17 protein-coding genes are annotated in these 18,906 nt (G+C 58.5%); 9 read left to right on the top strand and 8 right to left on the bottom strand.

Annotated elements, in window-relative coordinates; all coding sequences use genetic code 11:
* Positions 1-94: 94 nt before the first annotated feature.
* Positions 95-1,024, bottom strand: a complete 930-nt coding sequence (locus tag ABJK56_RS16490; protein ID WP_347245769.1) for a glycosyltransferase — start codon at positions 1,022-1,024, stop codon at positions 95-97.
* Between the two features lie 311 nt (positions 1,025-1,335).
* On the bottom strand, positions 1,336-2,487 hold the full coding sequence (locus ABJK56_RS16485; protein ID WP_347245768.1) for a sugar nucleotide-binding protein: 1,152 nt from the start codon (positions 2,485-2,487) through the stop codon (positions 1,336-1,338).
* A gap of 290 nt (positions 2,488-2,777) precedes the next feature.
* On the opposite strand from ABJK56_RS16485, the gene galK reads away from it, so the two are divergent.
* The 9 genes from galK to ABJK56_RS16440 all read left to right on the top strand — a co-directional run bounded on the left by galK (position 2,778) and on the right by ABJK56_RS16440 (position 11,057).
* Complete coding sequence (gene galK / locus ABJK56_RS16480; protein ID WP_347245767.1) at positions 2,778-3,929, top strand: galactokinase; 1,152 nt, start codon at positions 2,778-2,780, stop codon at positions 3,927-3,929.
* A gap of 364 nt (positions 3,930-4,293) precedes the next feature.
* On the top strand, positions 4,294-5,064 hold the full coding sequence (gene tpiA, locus ABJK56_RS16475) for a triose-phosphate isomerase (RefSeq protein WP_347245766.1): 771 nt from the start codon (positions 4,294-4,296) through the stop codon (positions 5,062-5,064).
* 24 nt (positions 5,065-5,088) lie between these two features.
* Positions 5,089-5,472 carry a preprotein translocase subunit SecG gene (gene secG, locus ABJK56_RS16470; protein WP_347245765.1) on the top strand — a complete coding sequence of 128 codons (384 nt, stop codon included), beginning with the start codon at positions 5,089-5,091 and terminating at the stop codon, positions 5,470-5,472.
* 192 nt (positions 5,473-5,664) lie between these two features.
* Positions 5,665-6,558, top strand: a complete 894-nt coding sequence (locus ABJK56_RS16465; protein ID WP_347245764.1) for a YicC/YloC family endoribonuclease — start codon at positions 5,665-5,667, stop codon at positions 6,556-6,558.
* A complete protein-coding gene (gene gmk, locus ABJK56_RS16460; protein ID WP_347245763.1) occupies positions 6,548-7,237 on the top strand; it encodes a guanylate kinase in 690 nt (229 codons plus the stop codon). The genes ABJK56_RS16465 and gmk overlap by 11 nt, the downstream gene beginning before the upstream one ends.
* Positions 7,215-7,469 carry a DNA-directed RNA polymerase subunit omega gene (locus ABJK56_RS16455; protein ID WP_347245762.1) on the top strand — a complete coding sequence of 85 codons (255 nt, stop codon included), beginning with the start codon at positions 7,215-7,217 and terminating at the stop codon, positions 7,467-7,469. The genes gmk and ABJK56_RS16455 overlap by 23 nt, the downstream gene beginning before the upstream one ends.
* Positions 7,466-8,029: a bifunctional phosphopantothenoylcysteine decarboxylase/phosphopantothenate--cysteine ligase CoaBC gene (gene coaBC, locus ABJK56_RS16450; protein ID WP_347245761.1), complete on the top strand. Its 564-nt coding sequence runs from the start codon at positions 7,466-7,468 to the stop codon at positions 8,027-8,029. The genes ABJK56_RS16455 and coaBC overlap by 4 nt, the downstream gene beginning before the upstream one ends.
* Before the next feature lie 237 nt (positions 8,030-8,266).
* Positions 8,267-8,758: an Rrf2 family transcriptional regulator gene (locus ABJK56_RS16445; RefSeq protein ID WP_347245760.1), complete on the top strand. Its 492-nt coding sequence runs from the start codon at positions 8,267-8,269 to the stop codon at positions 8,756-8,758.
* Between the two features lie 349 nt (positions 8,759-9,107).
* Positions 9,108-11,057: a peptidylprolyl isomerase gene (locus ABJK56_RS16440; protein ID WP_347245759.1), complete on the top strand. Its 1,950-nt coding sequence runs from the start codon at positions 9,108-9,110 to the stop codon at positions 11,055-11,057.
* Between the two features lie 68 nt (positions 11,058-11,125).
* On the opposite strand, the gene ABJK56_RS16435 is transcribed toward ABJK56_RS16440, so the two are convergent.
* From ABJK56_RS16435 to ABJK56_RS16410, 6 genes are all read right to left on the bottom strand, one after another.
* Positions 11,126-11,647 carry a CBS domain-containing protein gene (locus ABJK56_RS16435; RefSeq protein ID WP_347245758.1) on the bottom strand — a complete coding sequence of 174 codons (522 nt, stop codon included), beginning with the start codon at positions 11,645-11,647 and terminating at the stop codon, positions 11,126-11,128.
* Between the two features lie 56 nt (positions 11,648-11,703).
* The gene (locus tag ABJK56_RS16430; RefSeq protein WP_347245757.1) at positions 11,704-12,753 is read right to left on the bottom strand and encodes a 2-oxoacid:ferredoxin oxidoreductase subunit beta; all 1,050 of its coding nucleotides are present in this window, start codon (positions 12,751-12,753) and stop codon (positions 11,704-11,706) included.
* Positions 12,754-12,843: 90 nt separating this feature from the next.
* Positions 12,844-14,730 carry a 2-oxoacid:acceptor oxidoreductase subunit alpha gene (locus tag ABJK56_RS16425; protein WP_347245806.1) on the bottom strand — a complete coding sequence of 629 codons (1,887 nt, stop codon included), beginning with the start codon at positions 14,728-14,730 and terminating at the stop codon, positions 12,844-12,846.
* Positions 14,731-14,812: 82 nt separating this feature from the next.
* Positions 14,813-15,283: a CBS domain-containing protein gene (locus ABJK56_RS16420; protein WP_347245756.1), complete on the bottom strand. Its 471-nt coding sequence runs from the start codon at positions 15,281-15,283 to the stop codon at positions 14,813-14,815.
* A 600-nt stretch (positions 15,284-15,883) separates the two neighbouring features.
* A complete protein-coding gene (locus ABJK56_RS16415; RefSeq protein ID WP_347245755.1) occupies positions 15,884-17,026 on the bottom strand; it encodes an LptF/LptG family permease in 1,143 nt (380 codons plus the stop codon).
* Between the two features lie 42 nt (positions 17,027-17,068).
* Positions 17,069-18,391: a PLP-dependent aminotransferase family protein gene (locus tag ABJK56_RS16410; protein WP_347245754.1), complete on the bottom strand. Its 1,323-nt coding sequence runs from the start codon at positions 18,389-18,391 to the stop codon at positions 17,069-17,071.
* Positions 18,392-18,906: the final 515 nt, after the last annotated feature.

The raw sequence follows: 18,906 nt of genomic DNA, 5'->3' as shown, positions 1-18,906 counted from the left end.
ACTGAAGCGAGTCGCAGCAAAACCCACCATTTGATCGCCCTGCAAACCGGAGTGGCCGGCGGCTGCTTTTCCGGGCCGGGTGCAGTTCTTGTCATCAACCCGCTTTGGCGATGTAGCTGGCCTCCGCTGGTGAATGCTCGCAGACATTTTGCCGGATGGCTGATCGCAGGGGGCCACTGTTTTTGACAAGCGCTGTGGCGGCGCTGCCTCGCCAGCCGGCCAGCCGTCCGGCCACGTGCGGCCAGAGCTGTCCTCGAGGGAGAGCAGCCAGTGTTTGACCGGTCAGCAGGGCCAGATGCCGCAGAATCGTCGAGCCGCGGCGATCGCTCCAGCGCCAGAAGAAACGCTCGGCATCTCGGGCAGCCGCGTAGTCGAAGCCCACAGGTTCCAGAGCGGGATCACCCCGGACCACGCAGGCTGGCTCGAGAACACTGGCAAAACCGGCGCGGAAAAAGCGAAGGGTCACGTCGGCAAGGACCCAGCCGTCCCCCAGCGACTCGTCCGCACCTCCAAGCGACAAAAGGATGTCCCGGCGGAAAAATGCCCCTGAGAAGTGCGGCAAAACGCGGCTGCGGTGGGCGAGCGTCGTCCCCTCCACAGAAACCCCCTGTTGGAGATGGACGAGCTGTCCGGCACTATCGTAGCCCATCCCGGCCGCGAGAATCCGCGACTCATCCCGAGCATCCACCGTCAGCGGAACCACGATCCCGATGCGTCGGTCAGCAGCATGGGCAAGCGCGTTTTGCGCCCAGTTCCGCGCCACGAGATTACCACAGGGGAGAAAGTGGATCCATTCGCCATTTGCCGCGCGACAGCCCAGATTGAGCGCCCGGGCAAGCTGCAATCCTTCCCCCGCTCGAATAAAAGTAATTTCCCCTTCCAGGCCATACGGATCGGAGTAGGGCTGATCAAGCACCACGATCACTTCACATCCGTCCGGTCCGTACTCCAGGACAGGAACGAGGGTGTCTTCAAGGCGTGGCAGCGTGCGGACAACGGGGATGATCACCGAAAGTCGCAACACCGGAAGGTCCTCTTCAAAAGCACACGGAGATGGTCACCTGATGCGAGTGACTGCCCAATTTGCAGCGGGGCCGTTGCTGGGTTCTTGCCAAGTTCTTCTCTTTTATGAACACCATAGGCTGTGAACTTGTGCCACCTTCGCCCCTTGTCGCCCGGAAAACGCGCCGAGTAGCACCAGCCCGGCACGCCACGAGGTACACCCGGGATTTTCCCTTTCTCCTGTCAGCCGGCCTGCCGCCGCTCTGCAGAGCGGGCATTGACCTCTCGCTTGTTTTGTCGGTTAACTTGATGTTGGAGTTTACTGCGGTTTCGTCAATATCCGCAAGTTTCCCCCATTTGCCTTGGCAACCGGAGGGCACCCGCCAAACCCATCTCCTCCAGTTTGCGTGGCTGACACAACAGTTTATCTATGGCACCCGCGTCACGCAAACACCCCAAACTTCCCTCCTCGTCCCGTATGGTCTCTCTCCGCCGATGCCATTCTCGATCAGTGGGCAGCAGACGCTGGTCGAATGGCCAGGGCAAGAAAGGGGTGTAGCCCAAGGTCCGGGCAAGCTTTGAGCTGTCCATCGCCACGTTGCCTGCTCGGGGTGGGATCGGGCCGGCCATGCGCCGCGGAATTCCAAAGAGAAGGTCGGGATCATAGCCTCCCACGCAATTGATAATTTGTCCGATCTGGTAGAGGCTTAGTCGGACCGGTCCACCGGCGTGAAAGATGCCGGCCATCGGCCGTCGCAAGGCTTCCCAGCATACACGACTTAGGCAGTCAACATACGTGGGAGTACGAATCTCGTCCACATAGAGCGTGGCCGGCCGGCCCGCCGCAAACCGCGATTCGATCCAGTCGATGGCTCCTGCATGGCCATTGGGGCTGCGTCCCATGGGAAGCGAAATCCGCAGGACACAGGCCGTGGGATCGGCGTCCAGGAGAATCTGTTCCGCCACCGCCATGGTTTTGCCGTACACGCTGACGGGATCCGGCGGATCTTCTTCAACATATCCTCCATCTTTTTTCCCAGAGAAAACGAGATCTACCGATAGTCGCACAATTCGCGGACGCTGGTGCCCCGCCGCCTGCAGGATGTTTTTCAGTCCCTCCACGTTGATCAGCCAGGCGATTTTGGGTTCAAGCTCACATGGTTTGAGGGCACAATTGCCCACCGCATCGAGCACCGCCGCGAATTGATACTGGCGGAAAAGGGCTTCCAGGCACACCCGATCTTCAATATTGCCACAAAGGATGTTCACTCCCCGCACGTGCGGGTTTCGAGAAGGAATCAGCCCATACACCTGGCCCGGATACCGCGCGGACAGCCATCGAAAGGCATGATAGCCTGCCACCCCCGCCAGACCTGTCACTAGAATGGGCAATGGCAATTCAGAACTGGGTACAGGTTCCAGCCCTACTAGCGGGTCCGTTTCGGGCCACGTTGTGGTTTGAGAGAGGCCTGGTTCAAGGTCCATTGTCAACGCTTTGGGCAGCCGTCAACCTGAGGTTTTTGACCATCCGACTCAGGGAACACCTGAAGACACTTGCGGGAAGCTCCCGTCTGGGGGGCTATCTTGACGATGGTAGTTTGTCCGGGCACGATACCACAATTGTGTCTCTTTCAAGAAAGCGCGTTAAACCCCGCGGCAGAGGTTTTAGGGGGTTGAAAATTGAGAATCCGAGTGCAACTCGTTGTGTCTGCTTAAGGGGTCTCGGTGATCTGTTGCATCGTTGAATTTTTCAGTCTTCGTTGCGAGCCATGAAGGTGGATTTACAGAGTCTCGTCACCTTTTTTGAAGAAAAATGGGAGGGAACTCCCGATGTGTGTGTGCGGGCCCCGGGGCGTGTGAATCTCATCGGCGAGCACACCGACTATAACGACGGCTTCGTGCTTCCCATGGCCATCGACCGGGCGGCGTGGATCGCCTTGCGACGGCGTCCCGATCGATGGGTTAAGGTTCATTTTGCGGATACCCAACGATATGGGGAATTCCACCTGGATGCCATTCGCTATACCGATTCGGGGTCTCTGGAATATGTGAAGGGCGTGGCCTGGGCCCTCCAGGAAGAAGGTTTTTTTCTGCGGGGGTGGGAAGGCGTGATAATAGGCGACGTGCCGGTTGGGGCAGGTTTATCTTCCTCCGCAGCCCTTGAGGTGGCCTGTGCCAGAGCATTTTGTGCAACTGCCCAAATCCCCTGGGATCCGGTCAAAATGGCCCTCCTCTCACAGAAGGCGGAAAACCAGTGGGTGGGGGTCCAGTGCGGCATCATGGATCAGCTCATTTCGGCCTGCGGCCAGGAGGGACATGCCCTTCTCATTGACTGTCGGTCGCTGGAATTGACCCATGTGCCCATCCCGGATACCGCGCGGATTGTCGTCCTCGATACGGGCACACGTCGCGGGCTGGTTGATTCTGCCTACAACGAGCGTCGCGCCGCATGCGAACGTACGGCCCGGCAGTTCGGAGTGAAAGCCCTCCGCGACATCACGATCGAGGAATTCGAGCGACGGGCGAACGAACTGGACGAAATCACGCGGCGACGTGTTCGCCATGTGATCACGGAGAACGACCGCACACTCAGAGCGGCTCAGGCCCTTCAAACGGGCGATCTTCGGGAGTTTGGTCGCTTGATGGTGAAAAGCCATGAGAGCCTGCGGGACGACTATGAGGTTTCCAGTCCGGCGCTCAACGCGATGGTGGAGATTGCGCTCCAGCAACCGGGCTGTCTGGGGGCACGCATGACCGGAGCTGGTTTTGGTGGGTGCGCCGTGGCCCTCGTGGAAACCGCGGTGGCGGAGAGATTCTCCCAGACCGTGGCAGAGATCTATCACCAGAAAACGGGCAACGAACCCAGCGTGTACATCTGCCGGGCCAGCGCCGGAGCCTCCCTCGTGGAATCCTGTTGCACGGCGTAAACAGACACCGAGACCAAGCGCTGCGGGAAGCCGTTCCAATTTCTTAAAATCACCTTGAATTCAAACGGTGTGAGCGAAAATGGCAGGCTTTGGAAATCGTAGGGACAATTCATGAATTGCCCCGACCGCGGTTCGACCGGTTCGGCCATGCCACGCGATTCCCTTTCCTGAATTTCTCACGAAAAGAGCGGGGATGGTCGGCTTGGTGCCTACTTGTCAGATCGGGTCAAAGCGGGGAAGATAAAGGTTTTCCATCAAGCCATGCGCGGTATTTGTCGCGCCGCGCCTGGCGGGCGTCGAAACTTTTTTCGGGGGACGCTTCGCCCTTCGGCACCTTGGAGCAGGACAAAGGAGATCGCGTACCATGCGCCGTCCGTTTGTTGCAGGCAACTGGAAGATGCATATGGACCGCGCTTCTGCTGTGGCGCTGGCCGAAGCTGTCGCGGAAGGGGCTGGCGCTTACCCCGGTGTGGACGTCGCGGTCTGCCCCCCGTTCGTTTATCTCGAAGCAGTAGCCCAGGCCCTCGTGGGAAGCCCGGTCGCTTTGGGAGCCCAGAATCTTTACCCCGAGCCGAAGGGAGCCTACACCGGGGAGATCAGCGGCCCCATGCTGAAGGACATGGGTTGCCGGTACGTGATTCTCGGCCACAGCGAACGTCGGGCGATGGGCGAATCGAGCGAATTTGTGAACGAAAAAGTGTTTGCCGCTCTCGAGTGTGGTCTGCAACCGATCATTTGTGTGGGAGAAACACTTCGACAAAGAAAGGAGGGAAAGACCCTCGCGGTGGTCCGTCGTCAAATTGATGGCAGCCTTTCCGGCCTGTCAGCCGAGCAGATGCGCCAGTGCGTCATCGCCTACGAGCCCGTATGGGCGATTGGCACAGGGGAAAACGCTACTCCCGAGCAGGCCGAGGAGGTTCAATCCGAAATCCGCCGGCTCCTTGCAGAGCGATTCGGAAGGGACGTTGCAGATTCGGTGCGAATTCAGTACGGTGGAAGTGTCAAGGCAGCGATTGCGGGAGACATATTCCGGCAGCCCAATGTGGACGGCGGCCTGATCGGCGGTGCAAGCCTCAAGGCTGACGAGTTTTTGGGGATAGTCGCGGCCGCCCAAAAGGTCAAAGTGGGGGCCTGAGGTGCCGAGGAATGCGGTGAAGTTATGAAATTTCTCATTCTGATTTTGCTGGTCCTGACGGCCATTTTCATGATCCTCCTGGTGCTCATTCAGCGGGGGCGCGGGGGTGGACTGGCCGGCGCCTTTGGAGGACTCGGCGGCCAGAGTGCGTTCGGTGCCAAGGCCGGGGATACGTTCACACGGATCACGATCGGGGTGGCTGCCTTCTGGATTTGTCTGTGTATCCTCAGCCACCTGTATTTCCGGTGGACCCATCGATCGCGGCTTGACCTGGGACCCACGGCACCGACGGTCACCAATTCTGCCCCCCTGGAACCCACAACACTTCCCGAGCCGTCTGGCCAGGGAACAGGGAGCGCCACGGACAATCCCGGCAGCGGCGCTCCGGCCGCCCCCACATCTCAGTAGATCATGAACGGAACAGAACGGTCCGTCCCGCCGGGACTTTCGTTTGACAAACGTTGTCACGTTTTTCGAGTGCTCTGGCGCGGAAGGCGAAAGGCTGTGCTGTTTCAAAATCCCCAGTTGAGAGTGATTCGTCCCACGGCGAATTGACCGTCGCAGAGCAGGTTATTGATTCGGAGTGCGGAGGTAGCTCGATTGCTTTCCAGCATGACCGGTTTCGGCGAAGCCCGCTTGCAGAAGGACGACACGTCCTTCCGGGTGGAAATCCGTGCGGTCAACAATCGATTTTTGAAAGTACTGATCCGCTGTAACGAAGGTCTCCCTGCGGCGGTTGAGAGCGCGATCGAGAACCTCGTTCGGAAGCAGATCCGCCGCGGCACAGTGCAGGTCACGCTGTTTCTGGATCGGCACCCTCGTCCCGGAGATTACCGGATCAATTCTCAGGTTTTGCTGGGGTATTATCGGCAGGTGGAAGCCGCGGCTCTGAATGCCGGTTTAACGCCGCCTTCTGGCATTGAGCCATTCCTGATGCTTCCCGGCATTGTGAGCGAGCTGGTTGATCCCTCGGCCTATGTGGCGGAAATCCTGCCCTCGCTTCTGACGGTGGTCACTGAGGCCCTGGAACAACTCCAGGCGATGCGCATTCGTGAGGGCCATGCGATGGCCGCGGACATGCGGGCCACGTGTTTGCGGATCTACTCTCTGAGCGAAGAGGTGGAGCAGCGGGCACCTTTGGTGGTCGAGAATTATCGGCAGCGGCTCCAGGAGAGAATGGCCCGATTGTTGGGGGAAGCGGCAGGAGTCCTCAAGGCGGAAGACATTCTGAAAGAAGCGGGACTTTTCGCGGAACGGGCGGACATTTCGGAAGAAATCGTTCGTCTGCGCAGTCACATCCAGCAGTTTCTCTCCGTGCTCGAGGAACCTGGCGACGAGACGCCGGGCCGACGTTTGGAATTCCTGACGCAGGAGATGTTCCGCGAAATCAATACGATGGGCGCTAAGGCCAATGACGCCGAAATCAGTCGTTGCGTGGTGGACATGAAAACCCAGGTGGAACGGCTGCGGGAAATGGTCCAAAATGTCGAGTGACCGTCCTTCACAGGGGCCGGAACATCGCCCCGGACGTATTGTCATCCTTTCCGGGCCTTCGGGAGTGGGTAAGACCACGGTGGCCAATCGGCTGCTGGCAGAATCCCCGATACCACTCGTGCGGAGTGTGTCGGCCACCACGCGGCCTCGTCGTCCGGAGGAAATCGATGGTGTTCATTATCGATTCTTCACCCCGGAAGAATTCGATCGACTCCGACAGGCGGGGGCCTTTCTGGAATGCTTCCAGGTGTTCGAGGACGGCCACTGGTACGGAACCTTGAAAGAACCGGTTCTGGCCACATTACAATCAGGTAAGTGGGTGCTTTTGGTCATCGATGTGCGGGGAGCGCTGACTGTTCAAGAGCAATTCCCCGACGCCGTGAGTATCTTTCTTTTGCCCACCAGTTGGGAAGAATTGGAAAAGCGACTTCGAGGACGCGGTACGGAACCGGAAGACGTCGTACGGCTGCGTCTGGAACGGGCAGCGGAGGAGCTACGGCTTTCCGAGCGGTACCGTTACCGTGTCGTGAACGATCGACTGGATGACACCGTCCGCGCCATTTGCGACATCCTGAAAAAAGAAGCGGGAATTCCCCCAAGCGAGACCGAAACCGATCAGCCAGCACTTTCCCAGTCGGAAACAGGAGGTCAGGTCCATGTACGAAGAACTCAAAGATGATGCCCTCATCGACAAGGTGGGAGGCCGTTTCAAGCTCTCCACCCTCATTCAAAAACGGCTGGTGGCGCTTATGAAGGGAGCCCCGCCGCTTGTCGATCTGGACACCAAAGATCGCATGAAGATCGTCCTCCGGGAGATCATGGAGGATAAAATCTACCTCGATATGGGCGGCAATGTTCGCACTGTGGCCGACCAATCGGATCAACCGCCACGCAGTTTGAGCTCCTTATGAAAGGGCGTGAGATAGTCATAGGTGTGACCGGGGGTATCGCAGCCTACAAGACGGCAGCCCTGGTGAGTCGTCTCGTCCAGGCCGGTGCCGGTGTCACCGTCATCATGACCCAGGCCGCAACTCAGCTCGTGGCGCCGAAAACGTTCGAAGCGCTGACAGGTCGGCCCGTCGCGCTCGATATGTGGGCTCCGCTGAGCGCACATCCGCATATCGATCTGGCGGAGAAAGCAGACATCCTCTGCGTGGCACCGGCGACGGCGAACTTTCTGGCCAAGGCTGCCTGGGGATTGGCCGATGATCTGCTCTCCACGACGGTTCTGGCATTTGCCGGTCCCATCGTGATTGCCCCCGCCATGAACACACGGATGTGGCAGAAACCGGCCGTGCAGCGAAATGTCCAGCGACTGCGGGAAGATGGTTTCATCGTCATTGATCCAGAGGAGGGCTACCTCAGTTGTGGTATGACCGGCCCGGGCAGGATGGCTGAGCCGGAAACGATTTTCGTGCGTTTGAAGGCCATTCTCGAAGAACTGACCGGACCGCCAGCGGAGCCCGGGTAATCACGGCCAATCGACAACCGGCGTTGTCTTTTCAGCCTCGTTCTGTTCCCACAATAAGCAACCTCGTTTGGCCTGGCGGGTCTGCGGCCGTATAATTTAGGTATCAATGGTACGACAAATTCTGGATTTGAAAAATTGTTTTTGCAATCGGTAGTAGAGCGGTTCTGGTCGTTCCGCTGACACTGGCGGTTGGTTGTCCAGCGCTCTGGGCATTCCCCTTGCGAAAGAGGTAACCCCATGACCGGTTTGGTTCGTATTTCAGAAGCCGCATCTCTGGCGCTCCACGCACTAGGAGTGATGGCGCGTTCGCCACAGCGGTGGACGACCGAACGCCTCGCGGAGGTCCTCCGAGCCTCGACGCACCATCTCGCCAAGGTCATGCAACGTCTTGTCAAGGCGGGTCTTTTGCGCTCCGTACGGGGCCCTCACGGTGGTTTTGAACTGACACGCCCGCCCGAGGAGATCACGCTCGCCGAAATCTATCAGGCGATTGAGGGACCGCTTCCCACAGCAGGGTGCCTCTTGGGCGAGCCGATTTGCCGAAACGGAGCAGCCAATTGCATGCTGGGTGATCTGGTGAATATGGTCCACCGCGAGGTGCACGATTATCTCTCTCACACTACTCTCCAGCGGATGGCGCAGGCCCTGGACCTGGTGACCATCTCCGCACCCGGGGACGGTGGGTCGCAATCCCTCGACCCGCCCTGTCAGTTCACGCCCCTGAGCTGAACCGGGGCCGCCGTTGCCTGGCACTGTTGTGGCAAAGTTTCGCTCTCCGCGAGTCGTGTCTGGTTCACCGGTTCAACTGATTGATTCGATTGCTTTGCCGGTTGGGGCAATTCATGAATTGGCCATACCCGAAGTCTGATCAACCCGTCCGCGGGCACCGTGCTCTCCACGCGATCAATCAATTGCCCCTGCGGTGCAAGATTCTTCCCGGATGACTTGCGCGGGACCTTCGTAAAAAATTCGCCTTGACCCTGGTCTCCAGGGGGTGCTATATTGCGGCGTCTCGGTGGAGACGCGTGTTTCTTGACCCACTCTGTTCCCCATGCGCTCGGTTACAGGAGGGACCGACATGCAAGGAAAGGAATTCCTCTCTGCAGGGAAGCGTCACATCCGCTGGAAACTCGTCCTGGTGCCTCTCGGAATTATCGGCGCGGCAGTAGCCATTCGCTGGTTTTGGGGAAGCGAATGGGCCACAGCGCAGGGACCGGGCACCAGTCCCGCGAACACTGCCCGTTCAACCCCTGAAGCCATTCCTGCTCCCGCACCTCGCGGAAATTCTGCAACATCCTCGCCGACCCGTAGTGAGGGTGCTGTTTCGTCACAATCAAGCCAGCCCCAGATCGTGGCGGTAGTCAACGGGGAACCCATCACCCGTGAGGAACTGCGTCGGGAATGTCTGCGTCGCTACGGCGAAGAAGTTTTGGAAAGTGTGGTGAACAAGTACCTTATTATGGAGGAGTGCCAGCGGCGCGGCATCTCCATCACGGCGGAAGAAATCGACGCTGAAATCACGCGGATGGCCACCCGATTCGGTATGCCTGTGGAAGCCTGGCTGAAACTTCTCAAGGACGAACGTGGCATCAAGCCCGAGCAATACCGGCGCGATATCATTTGGCCGATGCTGGCCCTGAGAAAGCTGGCGGGGCAAAAGCTCCTTGTCACGCCCGAGGAAATCCAACGGGAATTTGAGAGTCGCTATGGGCCGGCCGTCAAAGCCCGGATGATTGTTGTTAGCCGGCGCGATTTGGCGGAACGGCTGCGGAGCGAAGCGGTCGCCCATCCCGACCAGTTCGGCGAACTGGCCAAGCAGTATTCCGAGGACGCGGCCAGCGCCAGTCTTAAGGGGCTCATCCAGCCGATCCGCAAACACGTGGGCCAGAAAGAAATTGAAGACGTGGCCTTCCGTCTCAAACCGGGGGAGATTTCTTCGGTTATTCCCGTGGCCAACCAGTTCGTCATCCTGAAGTGCGAGGATCAGCTCCCCCCTGTGAAAGTACGTCTGGAAGACGTGCGGGCGGAACTGGAAGAAATGGCCCGCGACGCCAAGATGCGGACGGTCGCCCAGGAAATCTTTCAAGAGCTTCAAAAACGGGCCCAGGTGGTCAATGTCCTCAACGATCCCCAGAAGCGGCAACAGATGCCTGGCGTGGCTGCCCTCATTAACGGTCGGCCGATCCGACTGGAAGATCTCGGTGAGATCTGCATCGACCGCCATGGGGAAGAAGTGCTCGAGTTGACCATCAACCGCAAACTCATTGAACAGGCATGCAAGAAGAAAGGCCTCACGGTCACCGATGCCGATGTGGACGCGGAAATCGCGCGTCTCGCCTCACAGAATCTCCCCCCGCGGGCCGACGGCAAGCCTGACGTGGAACGATGGGTGGGGATGATTTGTGAGCAACAGAACATCACACCGGAGATCTATCGGCACGACCTCGTCTGGCCTGCCGTGGCGCTGAAAAAGCTGGTCAACGCTGATGTTCAGGTGACGGAGGAAGACCTGAAAAAGGCGTTTGAAGCGAATTACGGTCCGCGGGTGCGTTGCCGGGCCATTGTGCTTAACAATCTCCGCCGGGCCCAACAGGTATGGGAAAAAGCGCGCGCCAATCCCACAGAAGAGAATTTCGCCGACCTCGCGGAACAGTATTCCATCGATCCCGCCACGCGGGCCCTCCGGGGCGAGGTGGCCCCCATCCAGAGACACGGCGGTCAACCCAATTTGGAGGAAGAAGCCTTCTCGCTCAAGCCCGGGGAAATCTCGGGAATTATTCAGGTGGGACCGGAAACCTACGTCATTCTGTACTGTCTGGGCTTTACTAAACCGGTGGATGTGGACTTCGCTTCTGTAAAAGACATCCTCGTGGAGGATATTCGAGAAAAGAAGCTGCGCCTGGCGATGGCGGACTATTTTGACAAGCTACGAGCGGCCGCCACAATTGACAATTTTCTGGCCGGTACGACGCAATCTCCGAATCTGACCCGGCGTGCCGCTGCGGGAACAGAATCGGCCGTCCGCTAGACTCTTCACTGGGGTGATTTTCCATTAGGAGAGCATAACGGCGGCACCGACGCGTTCTTGGGCTCTATTCAACCCGCCTCGAGAAGTCGCGTGAGGTGGCGGAAGACCTCACGCACAGAGACCACCCCCACGACCTGGCCATCGCTGAGGATCGGAATGTGCCGGTAACCACCGACCGCCATGCGGTGGATCGCAAACGCCAAACGGTCTTCCAACTCAAGCGTCTCTACAGGCGAGGTCATAAAATCACGAACAGGCTTGTGTTCCCACTCCGCCCGATCGAGGCTCAGCCGAAGCAGGGCATCGCGTTCTGTGAAGATGCCCACAAGTTGCGCCCCTTCCATGACCAGCGCGCAGCCGGTGCGTGCGGCAACCATCCGCCGCAGGACTTCCCCTACCGGTGTTTCCGGTGATACACAGACAGGATCGCGGATGTCCAGCCGGCCGATGTGATCGTAGGCAACGCTCCGCTCTAGCTCATTCTGGGGAACAAACGTCTCTTCCTGGGTGAGCGGTTGATGGCAGCGGACGCACTCGTCGGCACCCGCCAAGTTCTCGTGGCCACAATCGGGGCAGATAATCCGCGCCATGCTATCCTGTACCTGTTTCTAACATCGTCTTTCAAAGGTCAAAGCGTCGCGTCACATCACGACTGAGAACCACTCTCAGGCACCTCCCAGGTGTCGCCTTCGTGAAAGAGATCATCCAAGGACCGATGTTCCCCGCGGGCCGCGATCGCCTTGGCCATGTGCTCGTTGAGCAGGCCGTCATAGGTTGGCTGCTCCACCGCACGGAATACACCAATCGGTTCCGGGAAATCAGGATAACGCATGCGGCTGAGGACATACGCCAGAGTGGGATCGGCAGCCTTTTCATCGTGGACAGCGATGTCCGCTTCTGTGACGCCGTCTCCCAGTTCCACGATCTCGGGGGCACATCCACGGAATCGAATGCCTTTGTTTCGATTCTTGCCGAAGATCATCGGCTTTCCATGCTCGAGTTCCAGAATATGATCCTCCTTAACCTGGCGATCTGTGGCGTATTCCCAAGCCCCGTCGTAGAAGACAACACAGTTTTGGTAGATTTCCACGAACGATGTGCCTTTATGGGCAGCTGCCCTTTCCAGCACCATCGCCAGATGTTTCTGGTAGACGTCGATACTCCGCGCGACAAATGTGGCCTCCGCACCGATCGCGAGTGAGAGGGCATTGACCGGATGTTCTAGCGTGCCAAAAGGGTTGCTCTTGGTGGGATGGCCGAGCGGTGTGGTCGGAGACGACTGGCCTTTTGTCAGCCCGTAGATCCGGTTGTTGAACAGCAGGATGGTCAGATCCACGTTTCGGCGAATGACGTGCATCAAATGATTACCGCCGATACTCAGTCCATCGCCATCCCCGGTGATCACCCATACGTGAAGGTCCGGACGGGTGCACTTGAGCCCGGTGGCAATAGCCGGGGCCCGGCCGTGAATCCCGTGGATCCCGTACGTATTCACGTAGTACGGAAAGCGGCTGGAACACCCAATGCCCGAGATGAATACTGTCTTCTCCCGAGGCAAACCCAGGCTGGCCAGCGTTTTCTTGACCTGGGCGAGGATGGCATAGTCCCCGCAACCGGGGCACCATCGCACCTCCTGCCCACTCGCATAATCGTTGGGGGTCAGTTTAGCTGCTTCGATCAGAGCATCGACCGACATGGATGGATCCTCTCGCAGAATGAATTTCAATTGCGTTCGCTGTTTTTGTGTGATCGGCTCAACCTCGGTTTTTTCAGGGTGAGCGACCTTTCACTTCACATATTCAACAATCACATTCTCCGACGATTGGGGAGCCTTCTCCCCGGCTTCGAGAATTCCCAGCGCCGCCTCCACCAGCTCGTTGACAGTGAAGGGCCGACCCTTCACCTTATTCACCCGATGCACCGGCCGGAGATATTTCGCCTGGAGCAGCAGGGCCAGTTGCCCGAGGTTCAACTCCGGCACCATGACGTGCTCATAGCGGGAAAGGATATCCTCCAGATCGAGAGGCAGGGGATTGAGGTAGCGGAGGTGCGTGAAGGCGACATCCTGGCCCGTTGCCCACAGCTCCTGCACCGCCGAATACACCGAGCCGAACGTGCTTCCCCAGCTCACGACGAGGAGCTTCCCCGACTTGGGGCCTTCCACAATTTGCGGGGGGTAATCCTTGGCGATGAGGGCCACCTTTTTCGCCCGCAGTTCCACCATCCGCTGGTGATTGTCGCCGTCGTAACTCACGCCTCCGGTGCCGTCCTGTTTTTCCAGACCGCCGATGCGGTGCATGAGCTGCGGTGTTCCCGGGATAGCCCAGGGACGCGCCAGCCATTCGTTCCGGGCATAGGGGAGGAAGGGCTGTCCCTCGACGGGCTGGGGATGTTCCACAGGAATCTTGGGCAGCGAAGAGATGCTGGGAATCCGCCAGGGTTCGGAACCGTTGGCCACATAGGCGTCGCTAAGAATGATGACAGGCGTCATATGTTTGACGGCGATCCGCCAGGCCTCGATGGCGATGTCGAAGCAATCGGCAGGACTCCGAGGAGCCACGATGGCCACCGGGCATTCCCCGTGCCGTCCAAACATCGCCTGGAGGAGGTCGGCCTGTTCCGTCTTAGTGGGCATCCCGGTGCTGGGCCCCGCACGTTGGACATCAATCACCAGAAGCGGCAATTCCAGCATAACGGCCAGACCAATACCCTCGAGCTTGAGGGAAATCCCCGGCCCACTGCTTGCGGTGACCGCCATGGCACCTCCGAACGAGGCTCCAATGGCCGCCGCCACAGCAGCAATTTCATCCTCCGCCTGAAACACACGGACCCCAAATTCGCGGCGGAGGGCCAGTTCATGGAGAATGTCACTGGCGGGCGTGATCGGGTAACCGGCAAAAAAGAGATCACAGCCACTGAGCCGGGCGGCCGCCATGAGCCCCCATGCCAACGCCTGATTCCCCACGATATTGCGGTATGTTCCGGGCGGGAGCTTAATGGGAGGTACCACGTAACGGTGATGGATAACCTCCGTGGTCTCCCCATAGTGATAGCCGGCCATCAGCGCCCGGCGATTGGCCTCGGCGATGATTGGCTTCTTACCAAATTTGGCCTCGATAAAGCGAAGGGTGGGTTCCAGTGGCCGGTCAAAGATCCAGTACACCAGCCCCATCGCGAAGAAGTTCCGACACCGATCTGCCTCCTTGGTCGTCAAACCGAGATCCTTGACCGCCTCGCGAGTGAGCCGGGTGATCTCCACGGTGACAAGTTGGTAATTGGCGACCGTGCCGTCTTCGAGAGGGTTGGATTTGTATCCCGCCAGCTCCAGGTCGCGCTGAGAAAACGAGTCCACGTCCACAATCAGCAACCCGCCCGGCACCAGATCCGGAAGACTGGTCGCCAGCGCCGCAGGATTCATCGCCACCAGCGCATCCACCTGGTCACCAGGTGTGTATACCCGCTTGGCACCGAAGTGCACCTGAAAGCCGCTCACCCCTGCTTTGGTGCCCCGCGGAGCGCGGATTTCAGCCGGAAAATCGGGGAAAGTGACCACATCGTTGCCCGCGACCGCCGAGGTATGGGTGAACTGCGTCCCGGCGAGCTGCATCCCATCTCCCGAGTCCCCAGCAAATCGCACCGTCGCTTCTTCCAGCTCAATCACCCGTTTTTCCATAACGCCCTGGCCTTTCGGAATGCCACCCGGCGTTGAACTGTTGGAGGTCGAAGAAATTGGAGGTTCCATGGGATGTTACCTTTCAAGGCCCTTCACGCTCGATTAAAACATCAGGAGTTGGGGGTAATGTATACACGGCCCGCGGAAAGTGCTCCACAAGCCACTGAATGATGTTGATCGCATCGACCATCCCTACGACCTGTCCGTCCTCATCCACCAAGGGCAGATGGCGATATCCACGGTAGGACATGCGCGAAATGGCTTCCGCCAAACTGTCCTTCTTTTTCACGGTTACCGGGCCGGGAGACGCCACATCTCCTATCGGGGTCTCCAAATCCGTGGCTTCCGCCAGACAGCGGAGGGCGTCCCGTTCTGTGAAAATCCCCACGGTTTGACCACGATCACAGACGGTCACGGCGCCCAGCTTCTGATCGCGCATCAGCTCGAGAACAGTCCTCAAAGGAACGCCTCGGGTCACAGAAACAACAGGAGACGTGGCCAGCCGTGCCACAGCTTCACGTGAGATATGGAAGGTGTTTAAAAGAGACGCCATGGCCTTCGTTCCGAAATGGCGTGGCGAACCACCCTTCTTGCGGCTCCATCTCCGAAGAGCGGCCCGACAAAGCAAAAGCTGTTAACGTAACTTCTATCTGTACTCCATCGCCCCGCTTTTTTCGCCTGCCCCCTTATGCTTTCCGTCCTGCGTGAGCGAATCCCGACCTCACCAGGCTCTCGCTTCGCTGCTTTTCCCCATCATCTGCTGAAGCCCATTCCTTTGTCACCCCTTTAAGCAGCCATCGACAAACATTCCTTCCGGAGGATATCAATTTTGCCACTCTTAATTCTTTCATTTCGAAGAGGGTATGTCAATGCAACGGACTTGCCGCCCCGTTCGGTCTGAGGTTTACTGTGTCCCACGGTCGCCATAAGGTCACATTGAGACCTGGGAGCGCCAAAGTGTCGTTCCTACCGCTGGTGATGGTCAGCGAAGCGGTCAAATTTCGGTAAGGGTGATTCACGAATGGCCCCTCCCCTCCGTGTTTCCCCACCTGGCCGTAACCCCGCCAGGGCCAATCCATGAATTGCCCCTCCCGGCGGCTGACTTGAGCGATTTGTCACTAAATCGATGATGTTTGCGCTAGTGTTCGGAACGTTATTCCCAGAGCCAGTCCAACTGCGCCACGGCGGCTGGGATGGAAATAAAGAATGGCAGCCACGCGGCAAACGCCGGCGAGAGCAGGTAAATGTTCCCCAGATATTCGCAGGTAAGAACGACGGCTGTGAAAAGGCCAACGATAAGAATTCCCAGCCCCAGTGCGAGGAAGACGTTTCTCTGTTCCCGACGCACTACCAGGGGTAAACCCAAAAATAGGAGATTGAGATCGCGGAGGGGCTGCACAATTCGGGCATGGATCCGCACCCGCACATCGGCCCCCAGGTCCAGACTCGGATTGTGCAATCCACGGATGAGTCCCAGTGTGGAAGAATATTCTCGCCACGCTCGCCCCCCCGTCAATTGTTCAAAGTCGATGTTGCTGACCACAAAACACTGATCATCCTTGAGCCAGGGATGATCGTGGGGCGTGAGAATGACGGGGCGTCCTTTGAGATACAACGACGGTTTATCCTTTAAATCCTTGGGCCGGATCATCTTATCCAGTAGATAACCACTAGGATGCTCCGCGGTGGCGGGAAGGTAATAGCCATTCTCGGCCTGAAGCTGGCCCCCGTACTGGTCGAGACCGGGCGGCAGGAAGAAATTCGGTTCCGCAATCCGGTAGTCTTTTCGATAAGCGGCACGACCGCGGAGCAGAATATCCGTCTCGTTGTCATAGCGGGCCTGAATGGGCCACCCTTTCTCGCCTAGCAGGTCGGTGTTGGTCCGGGCAAGCAGGTGAATCATGCGGGGAAGAATCAATTCGCGATTGCAGACCCCAAAAAGAATGAGCGCCACCGAACCGATGATCACAGGGGCCGTTGCCCGGGCGCGAGAAATCCCTGCCGCCAGAAGGGCCGTCATTTCCTGCTGTCGCTGGAGCCAGGCCGTCGTGAACATGGCGGCCGTGAGCACCAGAAGCCCAAGAATCCGGTCGAGAAAGGCCAGCGATTGGGGACCATAATACAGAAGTGTCAATTTGAGCAGCCCACCGCTTGCTTCAGCAGCGCGGAGGAACTCGTCCAGGTTCGTGAAAAAATCGAAGACCACAAAGATACACACGAGACTGAAAAAGCATACAAAGAAAGACTGGAAGAAGTGCCGGGCGATGTACCGGTCAATGATGGTGGTGAAAAACATCCAAGTTCCCTCCGTGACGTTTCGGCCGGTCCATCATTTCGATTATCTTGGAGCGGCACTCCCACATCGCGTGATCGCCCGTGCCAGGCGTTCCATCCCCTTTTCTAAGTTGATGTCATCCGGCATGGCGAAACTCAGACGCAAACAACATCGCAGCGTCGGCTCGCCTTCCTCGGGAAAACAGTATTCCCCGGGCACATACACGACCCCGTCCTCCACGGCCGCCTGGAAGAGTGGCCCTTCCACACCCGTATCCCATTCTTCTGGTAGCTGCAGCCACACATACAGACCGCCACGAGGCGGTACATACTTGACCGCCACGACCGGCCGCAGCATGCCCTCCACGGCTTTGAGAGTGGTCTCCAGTTTGCGGCGGTAAATTGATCGCAGCCGAGCCACATGTTCTTCCAGCCAGCCTTCCTCCAGGATCGTGGCCATGACCATCTGGTTGAAGTTGGGCGATCCAAAATCGTGATGTCCTTTGAGGACCAGGACTGGATCGAGCAGGGCAGGAGGAAGCAGCCCCCAACCCACCCGCAGTCCCGGAGAAAATGACTTCGAAAACGAGCCCACCATCACGACGTGCTGGCCGGTGACGTCATAGCTGCGGATGGAGGGCCACTCCTCTTCGTAATACGAGAGATCGCGATAGGCGCAGTCCTCGATGATGTAGAGGCGATGTTTTCGCGACCACCGCTGGGCCACCTCGAGGAGGGCAGGACGCCTCTCGGGCCCGAGGCTCAGCCCCGTCGGATTGTCGAAATAGGAGGCCACGTAGATGGCCTTGACGCGCTCCAATTCGCCGCGACGTTCCAACCACGCCAAACGGTCTTCCAGGGCTTCGGGGATCATGCCGTCACGGTCAGAGGCCACTCCGACAGTCCGAGCCCCGAAACTTTTGATCATGCCCAGGAAAACGAAATAACTGGGCGTTGCGCAGAGCACAATATCGCCCGGATCCAGGAGCGCCTCAGCAACAAGATAGAGCAACTGGTTGCTTCCCGCGGTAATGACGATCTGCTCCGGACCAGCGTGGCGGAGTCCCACCGCGGCCTCCGCCTGAGAGACGCGATCCCAAAGAGCCCGGCGCAGGCGGGGATGCCCCAGCGTGGTCCCGTACTGGAGCGACTCGAGGGCCGTCGCCCGGCTGGAGAAAAGTTTCTCGATCGCTTTTTCCACAAGTTCCACAGGGAGGGACTGATGCTCTACGAAGCCGGCCGCCAGCGAAATGAGATCCGGCTGGGCGAGGGCCTTGGCCATCAGGACATTGGCGATCGGTGGCCCCCCGGACCAAGCGGCTCGCCGGCTGAGTCCCGAGAGCACTCGCTCCACGTCCCCGTGTTCCTGTTTCAGTAATGACATCATTCTTTTCGGCCGACTTTCAGTATCCCGAATGCATCACCGTTCCCCACTCGTCGAGGCCTGCCCCGCCATCGGGCTCCCCTCCCCACGGAAGCCTCACTTCACCCGCTGGCCCTCCGCCGATGCTTTGCCGCGTCGCTTCAAAATGATTTCGCGCCAGCGACCGCGAACAGCTTTCCCAATCTGCATGCTGACCTGCATGCGAAAAAGCGAGTTGGAATCTATCCTCGACTCCGTTTATCGTAACGCTACGGACTCAGGTCAATCAATGGTTTTCGATCAGACGTTGTCCTGCAAATTAATTAATGCGATGCCGACAAAATGTTTAATGTCGCGAGCCCCAACAAAGAATGACGGACTAAGAACGAGGAAAGCGGGGTCCCAGGAAGACAGAAAGCATCCTCTCTAAGGAATGGCTCACTTGCGCCCATAAACGTCGGGCACCCCTTATCTCGCCGGGGCTGGTGGGTTAAAACCAAGGGGAGGGAAAGCATTCCCGCGATGGGCCGGTCCGTCGT

The sequence above is a fragment of the Thermogutta sp. genome (assembly GCF_039793925.1).
Lineage (GTDB): Bacteria > Planctomycetota > Planctomycetia > Pirellulales > Thermoguttaceae > Thermogutta.
The sequence above is the reverse complement of the archived record's forward strand: the minus strand, read 5'-3'. Positions and strand labels throughout refer to the sequence as shown.